This is a genomic window from Pseudoalteromonas sp. T1lg23B (assembly GCF_002964665.1).
GTDB lineage: Bacteria > Pseudomonadota > Gammaproteobacteria > Enterobacterales > Alteromonadaceae > Pseudoalteromonas.
Genome location: NZ_PQBZ01000001.1, coordinates 27,157 through 46,490, shown reverse-complemented (window position 1 = coordinate 46,490; position 19,334 = coordinate 27,157). Strand labels below are relative to the sequence as shown.

The 19,334-nt window shown below is 45.6% G+C and carries 16 protein-coding genes; 4 read left to right on the top strand and 12 right to left on the bottom strand.

Features of this window, described 5'->3' with window-relative positions; all coding sequences use genetic code 11:
• Positions 1-8: 8 nt before the first annotated feature.
• A complete protein-coding gene (locus C2M32_RS00190; protein WP_234401184.1) occupies positions 9-3,224 on the bottom strand; it encodes an ATP-binding protein in 3,216 nt (1,071 codons plus the stop codon).
• A 356-nt stretch (positions 3,225-3,580) separates the two neighbouring features.
• Between C2M32_RS00190 and C2M32_RS00185 the strand changes: the two genes are divergently transcribed.
• Positions 3,581-5,875 (top strand): penicillin acylase family protein, encoded by a 2,295-nt coding sequence (locus tag C2M32_RS00185; RefSeq protein WP_105166546.1) that lies wholly within the window; start codon positions 3,581-3,583, stop codon positions 5,873-5,875.
• Position 5,876: 1 nt separating this feature from the next.
• Here C2M32_RS00185 and C2M32_RS00180 read toward each other — a convergent pair whose 3' ends face one another.
• On the bottom strand, positions 5,877-6,932 hold the full coding sequence (locus C2M32_RS00180) for a GGDEF domain-containing protein (protein WP_442792686.1): 1,056 nt from the start codon (positions 6,930-6,932) through the stop codon (positions 5,877-5,879).
• 242 nt (positions 6,933-7,174) lie between these two features.
• On the opposite strand from C2M32_RS00180, the gene C2M32_RS00175 reads away from it, so the two are divergent.
• Positions 7,175-8,704: a carbon-nitrogen hydrolase family protein gene (locus C2M32_RS00175; protein ID WP_105166545.1), complete on the top strand. Its 1,530-nt coding sequence runs from the start codon at positions 7,175-7,177 to the stop codon at positions 8,702-8,704.
• 4 nt (positions 8,705-8,708) lie between these two features.
• Here C2M32_RS00175 and C2M32_RS00170 read toward each other — a convergent pair whose 3' ends face one another.
• Positions 8,709-9,581: a DMT family transporter gene (locus C2M32_RS00170; protein ID WP_105166544.1), complete on the bottom strand. Its 873-nt coding sequence runs from the start codon at positions 9,579-9,581 to the stop codon at positions 8,709-8,711.
• 225 nt (positions 9,582-9,806) lie between these two features.
• Between C2M32_RS00170 and C2M32_RS00165 the strand changes: the two genes are divergently transcribed.
• Positions 9,807-10,190, top strand: a complete 384-nt coding sequence (locus tag C2M32_RS00165) for an MAPEG family protein (protein ID WP_105166543.1) — start codon at positions 9,807-9,809, stop codon at positions 10,188-10,190.
• A 39-nt stretch (positions 10,191-10,229) separates the two neighbouring features.
• Here the strand turns inward: C2M32_RS00165 and C2M32_RS00160 are convergent, their stop codons facing one another.
• The 3 genes from C2M32_RS00160 to C2M32_RS00150 form a co-directional block, all read right to left on the bottom strand.
• Positions 10,230-11,447, bottom strand: coding sequence for a M56 family metallopeptidase (locus tag C2M32_RS00160; RefSeq protein ID WP_158678066.1), 1,218 nt, complete (start codon positions 11,445-11,447; stop codon positions 10,230-10,232).
• 1 nt (position 11,448) lies between these two features.
• Positions 11,449-11,826 carry a BlaI/MecI/CopY family transcriptional regulator gene (locus C2M32_RS00155; protein WP_105166541.1) on the bottom strand — a complete coding sequence of 126 codons (378 nt, stop codon included), beginning with the start codon at positions 11,824-11,826 and terminating at the stop codon, positions 11,449-11,451.
• Positions 11,827-11,893: 67 nt separating this feature from the next.
• On the bottom strand, positions 11,894-12,586 hold the full coding sequence (locus tag C2M32_RS00150) for a pseudouridine synthase (protein WP_105166540.1): 693 nt from the start codon (positions 12,584-12,586) through the stop codon (positions 11,894-11,896).
• 146 nt (positions 12,587-12,732) lie between these two features.
• Here C2M32_RS00150 and C2M32_RS00145 point away from each other — a divergent pair, with 146 nt between their 5' ends.
• Positions 12,733-13,572, top strand: coding sequence for a glycosyltransferase (locus C2M32_RS00145; protein WP_105166539.1), 840 nt, complete (start codon positions 12,733-12,735; stop codon positions 13,570-13,572).
• Between the two features lie 124 nt (positions 13,573-13,696).
• Here C2M32_RS00145 and C2M32_RS00140 read toward each other — a convergent pair whose 3' ends face one another.
• The 6 genes from C2M32_RS00140 to dapF all read right to left on the bottom strand — a co-directional run bounded on the left by C2M32_RS00140 (position 13,697) and on the right by dapF (position 19,299).
• The gene (locus C2M32_RS00140; protein WP_234401182.1) at positions 13,697-14,497 is read right to left on the bottom strand and encodes a dTDP-4-dehydrorhamnose reductase family protein; all 801 of its coding nucleotides are present in this window, start codon (positions 14,495-14,497) and stop codon (positions 13,697-13,699) included.
• Positions 14,498-14,565: 68 nt separating this feature from the next.
• Positions 14,566-16,053, bottom strand: coding sequence for a peptide MFS transporter (locus C2M32_RS00135; protein ID WP_105166538.1), 1,488 nt, complete (start codon positions 16,051-16,053; stop codon positions 14,566-14,568).
• 99 nt (positions 16,054-16,152) lie between these two features.
• Positions 16,153-16,857 (bottom strand): HAD-IA family hydrolase, encoded by a 705-nt coding sequence (locus tag C2M32_RS00130; RefSeq protein ID WP_105166537.1) that lies wholly within the window; start codon positions 16,855-16,857, stop codon positions 16,153-16,155.
• A 21-nt stretch (positions 16,858-16,878) separates the two neighbouring features.
• The gene (xerC, locus tag C2M32_RS00125) at positions 16,879-17,817 is read right to left on the bottom strand and encodes a tyrosine recombinase XerC (protein ID WP_105166536.1); all 939 of its coding nucleotides are present in this window, start codon (positions 17,815-17,817) and stop codon (positions 16,879-16,881) included.
• 7 nt (positions 17,818-17,824) lie between these two features.
• A complete protein-coding gene (locus C2M32_RS00120; protein ID WP_105166535.1) occupies positions 17,825-18,451 on the bottom strand; it encodes a DUF484 family protein in 627 nt (208 codons plus the stop codon).
• Positions 18,452-18,468: 17 nt separating this feature from the next.
• Complete coding sequence (dapF, locus tag C2M32_RS00115) at positions 18,469-19,299, bottom strand: diaminopimelate epimerase (protein ID WP_105166534.1); 831 nt, start codon at positions 19,297-19,299, stop codon at positions 18,469-18,471.
• Positions 19,300-19,334 lie beyond the last annotated feature (35 nt).

Below are 19,334 nucleotides of genomic sequence, written 5' to 3'. Positions count from 1 at the left end.
TTTTTTTCTTACTGTACGCTATTGGCGAGGTTTTGTTTAGTGTTTGGGCTCCATTGTTGTAGCTTTTGTTCGAGTTCATCTACCTTAATGGGCTTTGCGATATAATCGTCCATACCCGCGGCAAGGCATTTTTCACGATCTCCCTGCATAGCATTCGCTGTCAGTGCGATAATGGGAGTATCTTTATGATGTTTTCCAACGCTGCCGTTACGTATTTGGTTAGTCGCTTGATAGCCGTTGAGTTCGGGCATTAGGCAATCCATTAGAATAATATCGTAAGGTTGGTTTACTTGTTTTAGATGAGCCAGCGCCTGTTGACCATCATCTTTACTGTCAGCGTGTATACCAAACCTAGATAGCAGCTTCAGTGCAACGGTTTGATTTACTTTATTGTCTTCCACAAGCAGTACATTGAGGTGGCTAAGGTCCTGTTGAGCACTGTTTGGCGGGGGCTGCTCACTCGCTTGCAGCTGACATAGTTTCAGCATATCTGCTGGTGTGAGCGGTTTTAAAAGCATTAAATCAGGCTTGAGTGGGCTTTGCTCTTCATTATTACCAAGGTGCTCGCTTAATATTGCAAATCCAGCACAGGAGTTGTTGATCAAGTGCTCAAGTTGCTTTACTTGATTTTGGTCTGCATCATTGAGTACCTCTGAGGTAACGACGATGGCAGGGTGTTTCAAATTTTCTTTATGAACAATAACAAGCGCTTGTTCTAAAGAGGTGGCGTGCAGTAAGCGGATCCCCCATGCTGCAAACAGGCTATGGTTATTGGCCAGAGTTTGCAATTGCTCATCAATGACAAGCAAACAATCGCAGTGAGTATATACAGGGGCTAGGGCTTTGGGCTCATGTAATTCAATATAGAAGCTAAAGGTGCTGCCAACTCCGACTTTGCTGTAGGCGTTGAGCGAGCCCCCAAGCAGGCCACACAGTTGCTTTGCTATGGTTAAACCTAATCCAGTACCGCCAAATTTTCGAGTTGTAGAGGGATCGGCTTGGGTAAAGGAATCAAATATCTTTGTGAGCTGGGGTTTACTGATCCCTACACCGGTATCTTCGACATTACACCATAGCCGCGTATGCTGAGCTTGCTGTTCTGTGTAGCAGGTTAAGGTAACTTTGCCATTCTCAGTAAACTTAATCGCGTTGCTCAGTAAATTATTGAGTATTTGTTTGAGTCTATGGGGATCTGTTTTAGCAAACTGCACCTGCATACCATGGGTATCCAAAATCAATGTGGTGTGTTGCTCGTGAGCGCTAGGTGCGAAATTGCTTATACTTTCGCTAACCACTTGAACTAAATCGCAATCAATCTTTTCTACATCCAACTTACCCGCTTCAATTTTAGAGAAATCTAGGATGTCATTGATAATGGTTAGTAAAGATTCGGCCGAGCTTTTCGCCAGTTGTAGATGATGCTTTTGAGATGGAGGAAGGTTTGAATGCATGACCACATCTAGCATACCCAATACCCCGTTCATTGGTGTGCGGATCTCATGGCTCATACTCGCCAGGAACTCCGCTTTCATTTTGGCTGATTGCTGGGCGAGCTCCTTTTCCATCACCGCTTTTTGTCTTGCTTGTTGTTGCTCTCGGCTTGCAAACAGGCTACCAAGTGTGGCGGAAACAGCTTTAATGAGTTTTTCATCGGTCGCATCCCACTGCAAATGCGGGTGTTGGTACTCAGCGCACAACAAACCGATGGCGTGGCCTTTATAGGAAATGCTACAACCAAATATGGCGTTAATTTCATATGGACTCAGATAGTTGTCTTTGAGCTCTTTAGTGCAATTATGTGTATGGGCAAAATTGGCCAGGATAAGCTCTTGTTTATAGACTGCTTCGAACAGTTCCGGTAACTGTTTTTTACGCCAAGGCGGGAAGTGCTGGAGGTTATCTCCGCTTGTATCACTAAAGCTCATTGGAATAAGCTGTGTGCCATCTGCATTGAGCAGCCAAATGCTGGCGCGCTGTGCCTCTAACCCTTCGCAGATCACTTTAGTGGCGACTTTCTGCGCGGGTTCCAGTTTCAAGTTCAGTACTGCTTCATGGCTACTGAGTTGAGCCAGTAATTCATTGTTTTTAGCTACTTTATTGCGTTCTATTTCAAGACATTTGCGGGCATGAATATTTTGTACCGAACCATATACTTGTGTAGTGAATTGGCCGTTTCTAACAACTCTGCCTTTAAGTAAAACCCAGCGCTCTTGCCCTTTAGCGGTTTTTATTAGCATCTCTTGCTCGAACTCAATACCTTGCTTTATGGCCTTGTCGAATGTGTCTTGCATCAAACGTCGTTGCGCACCTGCAACAAAGAACTCTGTTGTGGCTATCCAAGAGGGCTGATAATCTTCAGGCACTTCAAATATTTGTTTGGTAACTTCGGACCAGCTAATATTTCGTGTTTTCAAGTTAACGGTCCAAGCTCCCACCTCCGCTAGGGCACCCATACTGGTTAATGAATGTGCATTGTCTTCAAGCTGTTTGAGTAAGCGATTAAAAAACAAAAATGCGCACATAAAGAGCAAAATGATGGTGAATAGTGCCAGTCTAAATGGCCAAATCGTGGCACTTTCTGGGTTCCATCCGCCGCGTGGATAAACGTAAAGTTTCCACTGACCCGACAATACGTTTATCGACAGCGAGAGGGGCTCTTCAAGTAAGATGTTGCTGTCACCATAAAAGAACTCGCCATGCTCGCCCAGACCATCTTTGCCCTGTATTGCGACTATGTACTGTTGTGATAAATCTTCTAGTCGGGCCAATGAGAAGAGCTTCTGTGTGTCTATCACAACCGAAATAAGCCCCCAGAATTGATTATCTTTGTCTGTGACAGGCACCCGAGCAATAATTGCTTGCCCTCCTTGTACTAAATTTAACGGTCCAGATAGTACAATTTCTCCGGTATTTTTCGCTTTGAGAGCAGCCCCGCTTTGCTCGGGGTGAGTGGTATAATTTAAGCCGATAGCTTTTTCGTTACCGGCAAGTGGATAAATGTATTGCAAGGTCATATCGGGTGCCGCACCAATATTACGTAAGACTCCGCTTGAGCGATACAGAGGTTCCGCGATACGTTCGAAGGAAGCTTGCGTGAGGCTTTCTTCACGGGTGATCGCAATGGCTAACCCTCTAACTAATTGAATATTAGTGTTTAAGATCCCTTCAATTTGGGTGCGATACACGTTGACGGTTTCATAGGCTATGCTTTTTTCTTCTTGCATCAAACGATTGTGGTTGACTGAGTCGACGTACCAGCCCGAAATGATAACCGCGCACAAAAAGAGCCAAAAGCTGATTTTGATCGATTGCGTCTTCCTTGGTGCATTGGACAAATTTGCAAACATTGCTTATCGAGAGTTGCTGAGCGTTTTTTAACTATAGTCTACAGTGTGGTTGATCAAAAGGTTTGTTCTACAATAAAAAAGCACTGTGATTGACCCGAATTACACTGAGTCTATTCGCGCAATATGACATACGCTGTAGCTGCTAACGCCGCATTGAATAACGACTTATGTTAGGCAATTGTCACAATTACCTGATTAAATAAAAAACAGATAAGACTGATTTAGGAAAGGATATGCTCAAGGTACTTAAATGGTTATTAACATTACTCGTGCTGATAGGTCTGGCGGCAACGGCGATGATTTATGGTTTGCTTTTTTTGAGTCTACCAACATTAGATGGTAAACAAAGTAGCCGTGCTATTAGCGCTGATATAAAAATTGCCAGAGATAGCTTGGGGCAAGCAGTCATTAAGGCGCAAAATCGTCAAGATGCGGCTTATGGCTTGGGCTTTGCCCATGGGCAAGATCGCTTTTTTCAAATGGATTTACTGCGTCGCAATGCCGCGGGGGAGTTGAGCGAATTATTTGGTGAGGCGGCACTCAATTTAGACAAGCAAATGCGCTTTCATCAGTTTCGTGAGCGCAGTGAACAAATTTACGCGCAGCTGCCACAGTCGCATAAAAACGTTTTAACAGCCTACACTCAGGGTGTAAATGAGGGGCAAGCGCAGGCGGGATTCAATACTTTCGAATATTACCTTACAGGGGCACAAATTAGAGCATGGCAACCCGCTGACAGCATTTTGGTGATTTTTGCCATGTATTTGGACTTACAAGCGGGTAACTTTGAGCGAGATCAGGCTCTTATCCAAATCGATAGTCTATTTGGTGCAAAGATGAAAGCCTTTCTTACCCAACCCAGTCATTATCAAGCGGCACTCGATGGCTCTGAACTGCCCGTAGGAACTGTGCCTACCCCCACGCTTGACTCAAATAACAGCCCTGTAATGGCTCGACATATTAAGTCTTTACCACATTATGGCAGTAATAACTGGGCTGTTACTGGGGCCTTAACCGAAACAAATAAGGCCATGGTGTCTGATGATATGCATTTGGGACTGAATGTGCCCGCAATTTGGTATCGTGCGCAGCTTAACTATAAGTTTGAAGACGAGCAAATACAGGTAACTGGCGTGTCATTACCCGGTGCGCCGGCCATCGTTGTGGGGACGAACAACAAAGTGGCCTGGGGATTTACCAACGGCTATTTAGATGTGGCTGACTGGGTGGAGCTAGATGAGCAAAGTAATACTTGGCAGGAGTTTGAAAAGATAGCACTGCCCAACGGCGAGCTTCATCAGTATGAGCTGACGATGAGTGAATTTGGGCCAGTTAAAGCATTTAATGACAAGCAATATGCACTGAGCTGGGTTGCGCATCAGCCTTATGCTGTTAACTTAAACCTGCTTGAGTTTGAGCGTGCAGGCAACGTTAATGAAGCGATGTCTCTTGCACCAGATGTGGGTATTCCAGTACAAAACTTAATGGTCGTTGATCATTTGGGACACATCGGTTGGCAACCGATGGGAGCCATTCCTAGGCGTACTGAACCTGTCGACCTAGCCGTACTTGCTGCTGACTTTCCAACAGGTTGGCAGCAAAATGAAACACAACGGCCATCTGTCGTTAATCCAGCTGAAGGAAGGTTGTGGAGCGCTAATTCCCGTGTCATGTCTGTGCGCGAACACCTGCGCTTTGGCGATGGCGGATATGCATTGGGTGCCAGAGCGGTGCAGATACGCGATCGTTTACTGAGCAAGCAACAATTTAATGAGCGTGACTTTAACCTGCTACAACAAGATAACGAGGCGTTGTTTTTAAAGCCGTGGCATGAACGCTTAACACAGTTATTAAGCGTGTCAGAGCAAAGTAAGCAACAGTATGCGACTGATTTAAAACACCTTGCAGCTTGGCAAGCCTGTGCGTGTGCTGAGTCGGTGGGATATACTTTGGTTAAACACTTCAGAGCCGCGGTGATTGACGTTGCGTTAGCGCCCATAGAGGAAAAACTTCGGGCGCGAGGTAGCTCCTTGAGCAGCATAAAAAACTATTTAGAGCCAGCGATTTGGCAGTTGCTTACCGAGCAGCCTGAAAGCTGGTTGAATGGTCATAAAGATTGGAATGCGCTACAGCTAGCAGCTTACCAAACAGTAAAAGAGACTCTGAGCGCGTCTTATGGCAGTGACATGCAAGCGTGGCGCTGGGGCAATGTTAATGCACTCACCATTGGTCATCCGTTTAGCCAACAACTTCCGATCTTGAGCGGCTTACTTGATATGCCAAGAGTTCCGGCGTTTGGCGATACATTCATGCCTGCGGTACAAGGGCCAAGTTTTGGCGCATCACAGCGTTTTATTGCCCAGCCGGGTGAATTAGATAAAGCGATAATGACGATTGCTGGTGGGCAAAGTGGGCATCCATCATCGGTGTTTTATCGAGCGGGGTTTGCAGCCTATGCCAACGGCGAAGCAACCCCATTGTTACCAGGTGAAATGATACATCAGTTACATATACAAGCATTACGCTAGGCTATGCACTTTCAGGGGCGACAGTCAGAGTATTTCGCCCCTTGTGCTTGCTTCTAAATAAAGCGACATCTGCCAGTTTTAAGGTGCTTTCAAAGCTTTGTGCTGATTGCCAAAGTGCAATACCAAAGCTCATGGTTACATGCAGATCATCCGCTTGAAATGACATGGCTTCAACCGATTGTCTAATATTTTCAATGCGTTTTTGTGCCTCGGCTAATGAGCAATTGGGAAGCACTAACAAAAATTCTTCTCCACCCCAACGCACGCCAATGTCAGCACTGTTTAAGTGTTGTTTGAGCTGTTTTGATACACGAAAGATTACTTCATCGCCTTGTTCGTGACCATATCGGTCGTTTACACGTTTAAAGTGATCGATGTCCGCCATAACAACACATATGGGCGTTTGTTGAGTGACACAGCTTTTTTGCGCTCGCTGAATGAGGCCTAAGGCATAGCGGCGGTTGAATAAATGTGTGAGAGAGTCGTGCGCCGCAAGAGTTTCAAGCTCTTTACGTTGGTTAATGGTTATTTCTCGGATCAGGCCTATGGTGTAGATCATTGGAATACCGCACACCACAACGTTCAGAAAATGAATATAAGGTGCGTATTCATGATAAGCGATTAAATAAGGAGGAGTTGCGAAACCAACATAGGTGTATGCGAATAGTACGATGATAGTGGTACACCAGATAACGGCTTGTTTAAGTTTAAGTTGAACGTCAAGCAGTAATAAACATGAGGCTGCCCACAGATAAAATTGAAAGCCATATTCAGTGCCTATCAACACACATACCACAATGGAATGAGCAGTGACTTCTAAGCTGAAAATACGCAGTGCCAGTGAGAGATAGTCTCTTTGTAGTAACTTGATCCCAAACCACCATGTTGCCACACTGAAAATGTTGAAGACGGCTAATAGCTCCACCCCGACGAATAAAAAAATCAAGATCAGTATCGCGTGTAAAAACAAGCAATACCATGCAACTTGCATCAGTAACTTACTTTTTAGCTGTTCTACTTCATTGGGTTTCTTATGTGGATGATCCAAGCACGTCACCTCTGTGTATACCTTTACAGATTAATAATCAGCAAGGCTTGATAATCAAATGAAAATCCAGCAGTAAGTATAGATGGTTCTGACTGTTTTTTGCTCATCAAACATGAGATGCTAGTTGCGTATACGGAGTGAGGCTCGCAAAACTCGGGTGATATTATAAACTTTTCAAAGGTCTATAATTTTAGGTTTGGAAAATCGAAAAGACGAATCGTCACAGTAAAGTGTGTCATTCAGGAGGGAGTATGTCGTTAGAAAAAGCACGTATTACTTTGTGCAATGTTGATAAAGAAGATTACCCACAGATAAAAACACTTATGGACGAAGCGTACCCCGATCTGGGCGGCGCGTGGCCCAGTCATACTATTTTTAGATTAATTGACCAATTCCCCGAGGGGCAAATAGGCATTCTAGATGAGGGTCGCTTGGTGGGGCTGGCTTTGAGTGTACAAGTGGATTATCAACGCTTTTCAAACCCCCATACCTACGATGAAATTGTTGATGCCCATAACCGTGTATTCAGTGATAGTAACGGCGATGCGCTGTACGGGCTGGATGTAGTGATAGCCAAAAGCCATCGAGGGATGAGGTTGGGGAGGCGTTTGTATGATGCCCGTAAAGAGTTGTGTCGTCAGTATAACCTCAGAGCGATTCTCGCGGGGGGGCGAATTCCGCGTTATGCCAATCACCGTAAGGATATGACGCCTATGGAATACATTGATAAGGTCGATCATAAGGAGCTCTATGACCCCATATTGAGCTTTCAATTGGCCAATGACTTTCAGGTAAAACGGTTACTCAAGCAGTACTTACCAGAAGACGAAGATTCGGGTGGCTATGCCACTTTGTTGGAGTGGAACAATATTTTATTCCAGCCAATGGATACGGTGATCGACACCAAAAAAACCATTGTTCGGGTAGGCGCCGTGCAGTGGCAAATGCGTTCTGTCAGTTCGGTAGAGGAGTTGATGCGTCAAGTGGAATACTTTGTCGATACGGTGTCGGAATATCAAAGTGACTTCATTCTATTTCCTGAGTTTTTTAATGCGCCCTTAATGGGGCTACAGGAACATCGCAATCAAACCGAAGCTATCCGTTATTTGGCGGAGTATACCGAGTTGTTTCGAGATGCTATGTCAACCATGGCGATTGAATATAACGCGAACATAGTGACGGGCTCCATGCCCTTACTGGACGGCGAAAAAATATATAATGTCAGTTACCTATGTCATCGTAGTGGTAAAATCGATGAACAACGGAAAATACATATCACCCCCCATGAAGCTTATGATTGGGTCATTGAGGGAGGGGATGAAATAGGTGTCTTTGAAACTGATGCGGGCAAGGTGGGGATCCAAATTTGCTACGATGTTGAATTTCCAGAACTGAGTCGTTTGATGGCAGAACGTGGTTTAGACATACTATTCGTACCCTATTGGACAGACACCAAAAATAGCTATTTACGGGTGCGCCATTGCGCGCAAGCTCGCGCCGTTGAAAATGAGTGTTATGTGGTAATCGCGGGCAGTGTTGGTAACCTGCCACAGGTCGATTCACTTGATGTACAGTATGGACAGTCGGCAGTGTTAACCCCCTCAGATTTTGCTTTTCCTCATGATGCGGCTTTAAATGAGGCCACGCCGAATACAGAAATGTTGCTATTCAGTGATCTAGACTTGGATAAACTCAAGCTGTTGCACAGCGAGGGGACGGTCAGGAACCTCAAAGACCGTCGTACTGACTTGTATCAGGTGGTGTTGAAGCCGCCTAAGTAGCGATTTAACTTAACATGACCAATACAGCTGCGATGCCAATGAGCACAAGGCCCAGCTTATCGCTGGTTTTGGTTGGCTGTTTTAACCAGAACACAGCGATAAGCAAAGTGAAGAACACTTCGATTTGGCCCAGCGTTTTAACATAGGCCACATGTTGTAGACTCATCGCGCTGAACCAGCCAACCGAGCCGATAAAGCTGGTAACACTGATACCGCAAGTGAGTATCCGTTTATGCCATAGTTTTCGCCAAGTTTGCGCTTCTTTGTAGCTAATATACAGGCCGAGTAACAGAGTTTGTGTGCACAATACCAGTAATAGCACCCAAGCCGCACTGTGTAAAAACGGCAAACCCGTTGCCAGACTCGCCTCCCTTACCCACAGAGAAGTCAGTGCAAAAGCACTGCCACAGGCCACCCCAAGCAGAGCGGTCTGGGGTCTAAATAGCCTCAAACTGAAGCCGCTTAACATCAACACTGCCACCGCGCCAATGGCAACGCCAAGCCAGCCAATCAGGGAGAGAGTTGAGCCAAATAGCCACATGCCAAGTATCGCGGCCATGAGCGCTTCACTTTTGGCAAGTCCAGCTCCTACTGCATAATTGTTTTGTTTAAACAGCAGTACCATTAGGCCAGTGGCGATAATCTGCATGATGCTGGCGGCAAGCACGAACATGATAAGCTTGCTGTTTGGGGTGAGAATAGCGACGCTTTGCCACTGATATAAACTCAGTAAGTACACGAATGCAAGGGGGCTGGCGATTAAGAACCTAGCGAAAGTAACACCGACAACGCTGACATTTTGACTTAAATGGCTCTGTAGCGCATTACGCCATGCTTGCGAAAATGCAGCCAACACAGTAAAAGCGATCCAACTCATTGCTATTCCAAATTATTTTTCTCTAGTGTAACTATGAAGGTCGGGGCTTTCGAGTGCATTTTTTTCATCTAAAAAGCGTAGCCTACGACAGTGCCAAGCATTAGCAAGCATCGTGTACAGCAAATGACGTTACGTGATTAGGCCATCCAGATTTAACAGGCGGCTTTTTCATTTTCAACGTGCTATGTTAAAAGTTAATGTACAATAACTACACAAGGACATGGTATGACGACAATTTTAATCTGTGCGCTCATTGCAGCGCTGCTTCCTTATCTGGCCAAAGTGCCCCTTGCTATCGCGATGAATAAACTCGGTGGCTATGATAACCAACATCCTAGAGCACAGCAGGCTCAGCTAACAGGGTTCGGTGCTCGGGCTTTGGCGGCTCATCAAAATAGTTTTGAATCCTTGGCGGTATTTACGCTGGCAGTGGCTGTGGTATTGGGCACCAACACACTAGGCACAATCGTGCAGTATCTGGCGGTGGCACATATTGTTGCGCGGGTGCTTTACTGCCTGTTCTACTACTTAAATCTACATGTTTTACGTTCGCTGATCTGGGCGGTGGGTTTAGGATGTGCCATTGCAATGATAGCGGTGAGTTTATAGTGAGAAACAGCCAGTACCAGAAGTACTGGCTGTTTTTGTTTAATGCGCGACTTTGATGCGCTCGTGTTTCACTTTCTGCTTGTATGCGGTCGCGTCCTCATTCATTGCGTAGTCTAACTGAACCGTATACAGCTCAGAGGTATTTGATGCTGGGGTGTATTGCCACTGCCGTAGTGCATTAATCGCGCTTTGCTCGAATACTCCCTGCGGCTGTGCGTCTATGACCTCGATATTATTGGTGTGTCCGCGCCCATCAATGGTAAATTGCAAAGTAACATAACCAGTTTGACCCGCGTTTGCCGCCTCACTTGGGTAAGCGGGCTCTATGCGCATAATTGGGCGTACTTCCGAGCCTTTATTGTGTACTGCTGGGTCAGTGGACTTTGCCAGTGCCATGGCGCTGAGGGAGCTGCACGCTATTACCAGAGCCAGTGCTTTGACGGCCATTGAAGGGGTGGTGATATTCTGTAGTTGTTTAAGTCGTTGTACCATAGTTTGCTTATCTCCATAGTAAGCGTATACCAAAGCCCCCGTGCGAGAGTTTTCTGCGCAACGAAGCAAAGCTTTTGCATACATTAGCTGTTGATGTGTGGTTTTTTGTTGTAATACGGTTTCGTCACATGCCAGTTCCTGAGTTTTACGAAAATTGTGATAGCCCAGCCAAAGCACAGGATTAAACCAGCAACTAATGCAAAGCAGTAGCAGGGCCAAGTTGGCTAGGTTGTCAGCGCGGCGAATGTGCGTTAATTCATGCTCTATCAGCAAGGGGAGTGTATCGGGGTCAAACTGCTGCGCGTAATCATGTGGAAAAACAATTTTGGGGTGCCATAAACCGACCACCATGGGCGTGGCTATCTGCGCGCTGGTATACACAGGCTGTTTAACAATATGTTGAGGTGACGCTTTGATATTAAGCGCATTAACAAATTGATGGTGTTGGTAAATCACCCACAGCAAGAGCGTGATTACAATACCCCAATAGATGCCTGCGATACTGAATTGCCATTGTGGTACAAAGTAATATGGTTGTGCGGTAACGCGAAAGTAGCTGATGGCTTCACTGGTAATGGGCTTTAACTCACTGGGCAGAGCAATCGCTACCAAACCCAGTGGCAAAACCCACCAAAGCGCATAAATCAGCCGACTGCCTAGCCAAGGCGTCGTATATCTTTGCAATGCCATCAGTGCTAAAACCATACTACTGATAATCAGTTGATTGTTGATGTTAAGTACCCAGTCAAAAAGTGACGTTAGCATGTTACTTTCCTTGCTTTTGTTCCCACTGTTCAATGATCTGCTTGAGTTCATCAATGTCTTGCTGTGAAAGCTGCTGTGTTTTAGCAAAGCCGCTGACCAAAGGGGCGACACGGCCACGAAACAAGCGGGCGATAAAGTTTTGGCTTTCTTTGAGGGTATATGCTTCGCGACCTATGGTGGGGGTGTAGATGTATTCTCGGCCGTCTTTTTCAAAGCTCACGGCCTGCTTTTTAACTAAGCGGCTGACCAGTGTTTTAATGGTTTTTTCATGCCACTGGGTGTCATCACTCAAGCGCTTTACGATATCGCTGGCTTTGGCCGGATAACCCTGCCATAGGGCTTCCATTACTGCAAATTCAGCTTTAGAAAGTTCAATCATGTTATTGCCTACAAATGTAATCGATAAATTAAGATTACATCTGTAATCAAAAACGTCAAGTCAATTTTTAATCTAATTTGAGTTCGCTTTGGCTGATGGCATGATATTGATCCTCACCTATCGCTTTTGAATCAAGCTCAAACCCTGCGATGCGTACTCGATATAGGTCAATGACACGGTAGCCACAAAACTTAGCCATTTTGCGAATTTGTCGATTTAACCCCTGTTTGAGCACAATTTTAAAGCGAGTAGGGGTCAGTAGGCTGACCTGACAAGGTAATGTCAACTGCCCATCAATGGGGATACCCGATGCCATTGTTTGGCAAAAGGTACTATCCAATGGACGGTCCACTTCGACCCAATACTCTTTTTCTACATGGTGATCGGGGTGAATAAGTCGCTGGCAAAGCTCGCCGTCGTTGGTGAGTAACAACAAACCGCGAGAGTCTTTGTCTAGTCTACCAATTGGGTAAACGCGCTCACCACTGGGCAAGTGATGTATCAAGCTATCTGGAGCATCGGCTTTAAGTTTACAGTCAATACCAACCGGCTTGTGGTAGGCATAGAGTACCTTTGGCGCCGGGCCTGTGACCTTTTTTCCTTCCACCAAGATGTGATCGGCTGTTGTCACATGATCGATATGATTGGCGGGCTGACCATTAACAGACACTTTACCTTCATCGATAAGGCGAGATGCCTGACGGCGGGAACAAATGCCAGCATGACCGAGGTATTTGGCAAGGCGCATAGGTTGAGTCATATGAGTCGAAATGAATACAAAATATCGTCCACAATACCATATTTACGGTATGGCTTTTACGTAAGTGTGTGAGTTGAAACTTTATATCGTGGTTTTTGACCTTATTGGGGTAAAATGTCGTAACGAATAAAGGAGCTCGTTGAGTTATGAAAAAAGCCATTTTTACCCTCGCCATTGGTGATAATCCTATGTACCAGGCTGCGATCTTAAGTTTTCAACACTATGCAGCAAAGGTTGGGGCTGATTTAATTATTTCAGATCAGTTGCACTACCCAATTAAAATTAGCGAGCCTAAATATGGTGCCAATCCAGCATGGGCCGAAAAGCTCAGAATAGGTGAATTGCTCAAAGAGTATGATAGGGTTTTATATTTAGATGCAGATATTCTCGTATCACCTAATGCGGAAGATATTTTTCAGAAATATGATGATTTGGAAACCATCTATATGCTTGATGAGGGGGCTGTTTGTGATCGTATGGAAGAGCGAAAGCTGATAGAAAATTGCTTAGGGGAAATTAATTGGCCCACACAAAATGGCGCGAGCATTTATTACAATGTGGGTGTGATCTTAGCATCTAAACCCTGTCGATTGTTTCAATATGCTGACTTGGCAGGGCTACAGTCTGTTTGTAATGATATTCGTTTCTACGAACAAACGTTGTTTAATTATCATATTTTCAAGCATAGTTTGCAGCATCAAGCCTTGCCCAATCATTTTAATCGCATGGATATGTTTGGTCGAGAGGGCTACCTTAATGCTGATTTTATCCATTATGCGGGCAAAGGGTATGCAAAAAACAATCGCCGCCGAGATGTACAATATTTAAGAGATTTCGCTCATCTTTATCAGGACATCGTGCCACAGCATGAGATCGAACAGCTCAAAAAAGTGGCTTGGGACAACTTTTTAAATGTTGTTTATAAGAAATACCCACTACCTAACTGGCTCATAAAGCTTTGCAGCGAACAGTTTGTTCCTCGTTAAGTTGGGTATGACTAGGCCAACACTTGTTTACGAAGGTTGGCCTCAATTCATTACCGGTTGTGAGTGCTAAGCACTTCCCCAACCGCCGCCTTAAAATCTCTGCCATAGGCAATCCCCAACTGTTTTAGTCGCGAGTCGGCCAAGGCACAATTGTATGGGGAGCTGCGCTTTGAGTTGGCTCACCTAATGGCAGTAGTAACTCACAGGGGTAACCTAAGATCTGTGCCATTACTTGTGCCATTTGGTATTTTGTCATCGCCTGAACATCGGAAATATGAAAAATACCTCCCAGTTCGCTGGGTTGTTTGATGAGATCTCGTAATGTAAACGCAATATCCTCAACGTGGGTAGGATAGCGAATCGCCCAGTTATCATGGCTGGTTTGTGCATCGGCCTTGAGTTGCGTCGCAATCACGGTCACGGCTGACTCGCTCAGGGTGGCTACATCACCATAGAGCACAGGGATGCGAATAACACTGTGTAAAGGAGAGGCTGCTAACACAGCTTGCTCTGCTTGTTGCTTGGTTTTGCCGTACAAATTGACAGGGTTGGTTACGGCAGATTCTAAATAAGGTGCGTCGTGACCATCAAACACGTAGTCGGTGCTGACGAATAATAAGCGGATATGTCGTTTGGCACATTCGGTGGCCAAAAAAGCACTGGCTGCAACGTTTAAGGCGATGGTTTGCTCTGGCGAATTTTCACAAACATCGGGCTTTCGCTCGGCAGCAGCGTGCACTAAAACAGTCGGCTTATGGCACTCTAAAAAGGCAGTCACAGCTTGATGATCGGATAAATCCAGTGGCAAGATAGGTTTTTTGGCGCGACTAAAGCCAGTGCCGATAACGGCAAATTCATTTTTGAGGGTGTTGTACAGTGTGCGACCCAACAACCCTGTTGCACCGGTGATCATAATCTTTTGCATAGCGGCTCATCCTACTTATCCGACAGTGAGCCGCTAGCTTAACAAGATTAATTCATTGAAAAAACAAATTATGATTGGCTGAGTTGTTGCTCATGTTCCCAGTGTTTTGATTTCAGACTCAGCAGCGCAATAATAATACCCACGCCAATACTGAATAAGCTGATCTGTAAATACAGGTTAGGCATTTCTTCTACCTTATTCGGGTCGAAGTTACCTGCCAATAAGCCCGAAATAATATTGCCGATTGAGTAAGTGAGTACAAACACGCCCATCATTTGCCCCGCAAAGCGTTGTGGTGATAGTCGACTAACCGCACTCAACGCCACCGGGCTTAAACAAAGCTCACCCACTGTGTGTAGGAAGTAGGTGGTGATCAACCAATAAGGTGCCACTTTAAGACCTTGTGCTGCGTATTGTGAAGCCATAAACATCACCAAAAAGCCACTGGCCATGATCACTAAACCAACAGCGCACTTTAGGTTGTAAGATGGGGTGATCATGCGCTTGGCGAGATTTATCCATAACGCGGCAAAAAACGGAGATAAAATAATGATAAAGATGGCATTTGCAGATTGGAACCAAGCTGTTGGAATGCTAAAAGAGCCGACCATACGATCGGTGTAGTCACGGGCGAATAGGTTCAGTGATGAGCCCGCTTGTTCAAAGCCAGACCAAAAACAGGCTGAGGCGACACAGACAAAAAACAGCGCCCACATTTTCTTCTTTTCGTCTTCAGACAAATTACCCTTAAAATAAATCAACGCGTAGTAAGCAAAGAAGATAACCGTAAAGGCAACCGCCACATATTGCGCTAAGATCACAGGGTTAATGACAATGATACCGGCATAGGTGAGCGCAGTGATGGCGGCAACGCCCAAGAGTAACAAGGTAATTCCCATCCAGACTTTTTTCGCTTGCTCTGGCGTGAATGGATTGGTCGGAGCCTCACCAACACCTTGGATATTGCCTAGGGTTTTACGATATTGAATAAGACCGACGGCCATGCCCACCGCTGCCGCACCGAAGGCATAGTGCCAACCCGCGTTTTCCATAAAATAACCACAGACGTAGTAACCAATCACCGAGCCGATGTTAATCCCCATATAGTAGATGGCATAGCCGCTGTCACGACGTTCATCTTCTGAATCATAGAGCTGCCCGACCATGGCGCTGATGTTGGGCTTGAGCAAGCCAGTACCAAAGGCAACAAAAATCAGACCGATAAAGAAAGAGTGCTGAGAAGGAATAGCCAAAATAATATGACCACACATAATGATGATGCCGCCATACCAAACGGTTTTTTGCCCTCCTAACAACCTATCGGCAACCCAGCCCCCGGGTAATCCTAGGAAATAGACGGCACCGGTGTATAAACCATAGATGGCCGCAGCGGAAGCCACGGTAAACCCGAGCCCTTCCTGTTGCAGGCTGGCGGTCATAAATAAAACCAGTAGTGCGCGCATTCCGTAGTAACTCATGCGCTCCCACATTTCGGTGAAAAAGAGTGTTGAGAGGCCCTTTGGATGACCAAAAAAGCCCGTATCCTGTGCTGACATAGTTCACTTCCGTTATTATATTTCTCGTGTGAACCATTATTAGTACGTTAAACCATTACACAATGCAACCATCTCAGCTGAGCTGAGTGATCAGTCAGGCTAGCGGCACAAAAGCTGTAACTGGTTGATATTATTTATTTCTATGTCTGGTAGCCCTTGATAGTGATAGCGCGAGTCTTGATTGTTCAGCCATACACTGTGACAGTGTGCCTCATTCGCGCCCCGAACATCGGTATCTAGGCTGTCGCCAATATGTAGAATATTGTTATGGTGTACTTTTAATTGTTGTGCTGCGGTATCGAACAGATCGCTAAAGGGCTTCGGGCGGCCGTGTTTACCTGCTTGTAACACCAATGAAAATACCCCTGCTAGGTTGAATTGATCAACGTCGACATTACCATTGGTGATGGCAATAAGTGTGTAATGCTGCTGTAAATCGGCGAGCAATTCCAGTACGGATGTGCAAACCGTTATTTGACTGCGAGCCTGCGCAAATGCTTGATAGGCTTGTTGAGCATGAAAACGGGCTTGTTCTAATTCATATCCACAGGCCTGCATTGCCAAATATAGCGCTTGTTGTCGCCAAGCGGTCACATCATGGGCGAGCTCAGGTGATTCTTGAACGGCTTTATTGCGGCACTTGGTCCAAAATTGTGTGTCTTGTTGCGGCCAGCGAGTGTGCTGTTGCAAATAGTCATGTTGCGCCTGTAAAGCCAAACGAATAATGGGGTGATTGTCATAAAGGGTGTCGTCTAAATCAAAGCTTAAGACCTTAATGTCACCTATCGCCTTGTTAAACCTCATATTTACATGCCTTTTTGATTATTAATGTTCATCATCATTTGAATGGCGCTTTTTAGCCCTTGGATGTGCTTTATCATATACCTTAGCGAGATGCTGAAAGTCCACATGGGTATACACCTGAGTGGCCGACAAGCTGGTATGGCCCAACATTTCTTGAATCGCTCTCAGGTCGCCACTGGACTCCAGCATATGACTGGCAAACGAGTGTCGCAACTTGTGAGGGTGAATGGGGGTACTAATACCTTGTTTAAGACCCCATTCTTTCATGCGCTCTCGTACATGACGAATAGAAATACGTTGTTTTCGCTTACTTAAAAACACCGCGACTTCTCCCTCATTGGCAAATTGCGCCCGCAGAGCAAGCCAACTTTCTAAAGCAGCCAGTGCTTTACCACCGACGGGGATGACGCGTTCCTTGTTGCCTTTACCTAGCACACGAATTTCGCCGTCGCGAATATCGCCGAGATTGACATTCACCAGCTCACTGATGCGAAGACCGCTTGAGTACATCAGTTCCATCATGGCTTTGTCTCTGATGGCCAGAGCATCATCATCGTGGATAGATAGCAGCTGTGCCATTTGATCTACATCGAGATTTTTAGGCAGTGGTTTGTCAAACTTGGGGCCTTTAATGCCTTCGCCAGGATTGCTAAAGGTGCTGTGCGTCGTATGCTTCGCTTTTAAAAACTTATAGAGACTGCGGATACAACTGAGCTTTAAGTTAATACTACGAGGGTTATATTGCTTGCTGCGCAGGTGCATACTAAAGCGGCGAATTTGCTCACTACTGACATTAAGCCAATCATTGGCATGCTGTGAAAAATACTCTGCGGCCTGAAGCAGCTGTGTTTGATATTGGCTCAAGGTATGCGCAGAATAGCTTTTCTCGAAGCGTAAGTAGGCCATGAAATCATCAATGGGTTGCAGCCATTGTGTATCGAGAACTTGCTGAGCGGCCATAGATAACTTAAGCCAGCGCGCTTAAGCGTACTTGCAAGGTGGTGACGAACTCTTGCATAAATAGCGTGTCATTGGTTGGCGAGAAGTGTTCCGCATGGTCACTGGCAAACGCCAAAATGGCTTCTGGTTTATCGCTACCGCCAATCAAGTAAAGTGCGACAGAGCGAACGTGATCATTATCTGGCCACAACTGCTGTTGTTCCTGCTTTGACAAGCGACCCAGATAAACGCCATTGTTGAGTAAGCGAGTGTTTACCAACTGGCTAAGTTCTGTGTTATAGGGTAGCAACTGACAGCTCATGATATTCGCTGGGCGGCTCAGGGTGTCGGCAAGCGCCTCAGCGAGCTGGGCAAAGCTATTACAGTGCCATAATTGCCTTTGGCACTCGCTGAGTAATTTGAAGATCTGCTCGTTTTCCAAGGCACTGTGAGACATACTGGCCAACTGCTGTTTTAGTTGTTGATTTTGTTCTCTAAGTAAGCGCTGCTGTTGCAATGCTAGATTTGGCAAACCTTGGCTTTTACCGTGTAAATCCATTTCTAACAGTACGTAGGGATGATTGAGTAAAAAATCAGGGTGACGGCTTAAGTAATCACAGACTGATTGCTCATCAAGATTAGTTTTTGTACTCATGATATACCTCAGTATTGTTACAACGAGATCTGTCCATCAAAAACATGCTCGGCTGGACCGGTCATTTTTACGCTGTGTCCCTCGCCTTGCCAGCGTACCTGCAAGCTGCCACCGGGCAAGTCAACTCTAACCGTATTAGCCAGTTTCTTTTGCATGATGCCAATTACGACGGCTGCACATGCGCCACTTCCGCACGCCAAAGTCTCTTGTGCGCCACGCTCCCAAACCCTAAGTTTGATGTGCTCAGAATTAAGGATTTGCATAAAGCCAATGTTAGCGCGTTCTGGAAATCGTTCGTGGGTTTCCAAAAGTGGCCCCAATGTCTCGACTTCTGCGCTATCAATGTCCTCAACTTCCAGCACACAATGCGGATTACCCATCGAGACCACACCACAAAACACCGTATGTTCCTGTGCGCGCATAATATATGTCAGCTCAGACTTGCTGGCTTTGAAAGGAATGCTGGCTGGTGCAAACTGTGGATGCCCCATATTGACGGTGACCTGACCATCTTTTTCTGAATAAAGTGTAATGTTCCCTGATTTGGTCGAGACAGAGACTTTATGACGGTTGGTTAACCCTTTCATGCGCACAAAGCGAGCAAAGCAGCGAGCGCCGTTACCACATTGTTCTACTTCGGTGCCATCAGCATTAAAAATACGATAATGAAAATCCAGCTCTGGCGAATAGGGCGCTTCAACCATGAGAAGTTGGTCAAAGCCCACACCAAAGTTTCTATCTGCGAGTTTTTTAATTTGATCGCGGGACAAAAATACATTCTGGGTGATGTTATCGACCACCATAAAATCATTGCCCAAGCCATGCATTTTTGAAAAATTTACAAACATAATGTCTTAATACAACTCCTGATGAGTTAACTTTG

Bases quoted from the DNA above. Each gene is read 5' to 3' on its own strand.
- C2M32_RS00190 (WP_234401184.1), bottom strand. From the start codon at position 3,224: ATGCAAGAAGAAAAAAGCATAGCCTATGAAACCGTCAACGTGTATCGC.
- C2M32_RS00185 (WP_105166546.1), top strand. From the start codon at position 3,581: ATGCTCAAGGTACTTAAATGGTTATTAACATTACTCGTGCTGATAGGT.
- C2M32_RS00175 (WP_105166545.1), top strand. From the start codon at position 7,175: ATGTCGTTAGAAAAAGCACGTATTACTTTGTGCAATGTTGATAAAGAA.
- C2M32_RS00170 (WP_105166544.1), bottom strand. From the start codon at position 9,581: ATGAGTTGGATCGCTTTTACTGTGTTGGCTGCATTTTCGCAAGCATGG.
- C2M32_RS00165 (WP_105166543.1), top strand. From the start codon at position 9,807: ATGACGACAATTTTAATCTGTGCGCTCATTGCAGCGCTGCTTCCTTAT.
- C2M32_RS00160 (WP_158678066.1), bottom strand. From the start codon at position 11,447: ATGCTAACGTCACTTTTTGACTGGGTACTTAACATCAACAATCAACTG.
- C2M32_RS00155 (WP_105166541.1), bottom strand. From the start codon at position 11,826: ATGATTGAACTTTCTAAAGCTGAATTTGCAGTAATGGAAGCCCTATGG.
- C2M32_RS00150 (WP_105166540.1), bottom strand. From the start codon at position 12,586: ATGACTCAACCTATGCGCCTTGCCAAATACCTCGGTCATGCTGGCATT.
- C2M32_RS00145 (WP_105166539.1), top strand. From the start codon at position 12,733: ATGAAAAAAGCCATTTTTACCCTCGCCATTGGTGATAATCCTATGTAC.
- C2M32_RS00140 (WP_234401182.1), bottom strand. From the start codon at position 14,497: ATGCAAAAGATTATGATCACCGGTGCAACAGGGTTGTTGGGTCGCACA.
- C2M32_RS00135 (WP_105166538.1), bottom strand. From the start codon at position 16,053: ATGTCAGCACAGGATACGGGCTTTTTTGGTCATCCAAAGGGCCTCTCA.
- C2M32_RS00130 (WP_105166537.1), bottom strand. From the start codon at position 16,857: ATGAGGTTTAACAAGGCGATAGGTGACATTAAGGTCTTAAGCTTTGAT.
- xerC (WP_105166536.1), bottom strand. From the start codon at position 17,817: ATGGCCGCTCAGCAAGTTCTCGATACACAATGGCTGCAACCCATTGAT.
- C2M32_RS00120 (WP_105166535.1), bottom strand. From the start codon at position 18,451: ATGAGTACAAAAACTAATCTTGATGAGCAATCAGTCTGTGATTACTTA.
- dapF (WP_105166534.1), bottom strand. From the start codon at position 19,299: ATGTTTGTAAATTTTTCAAAAATGCATGGCTTGGGCAATGATTTTATG.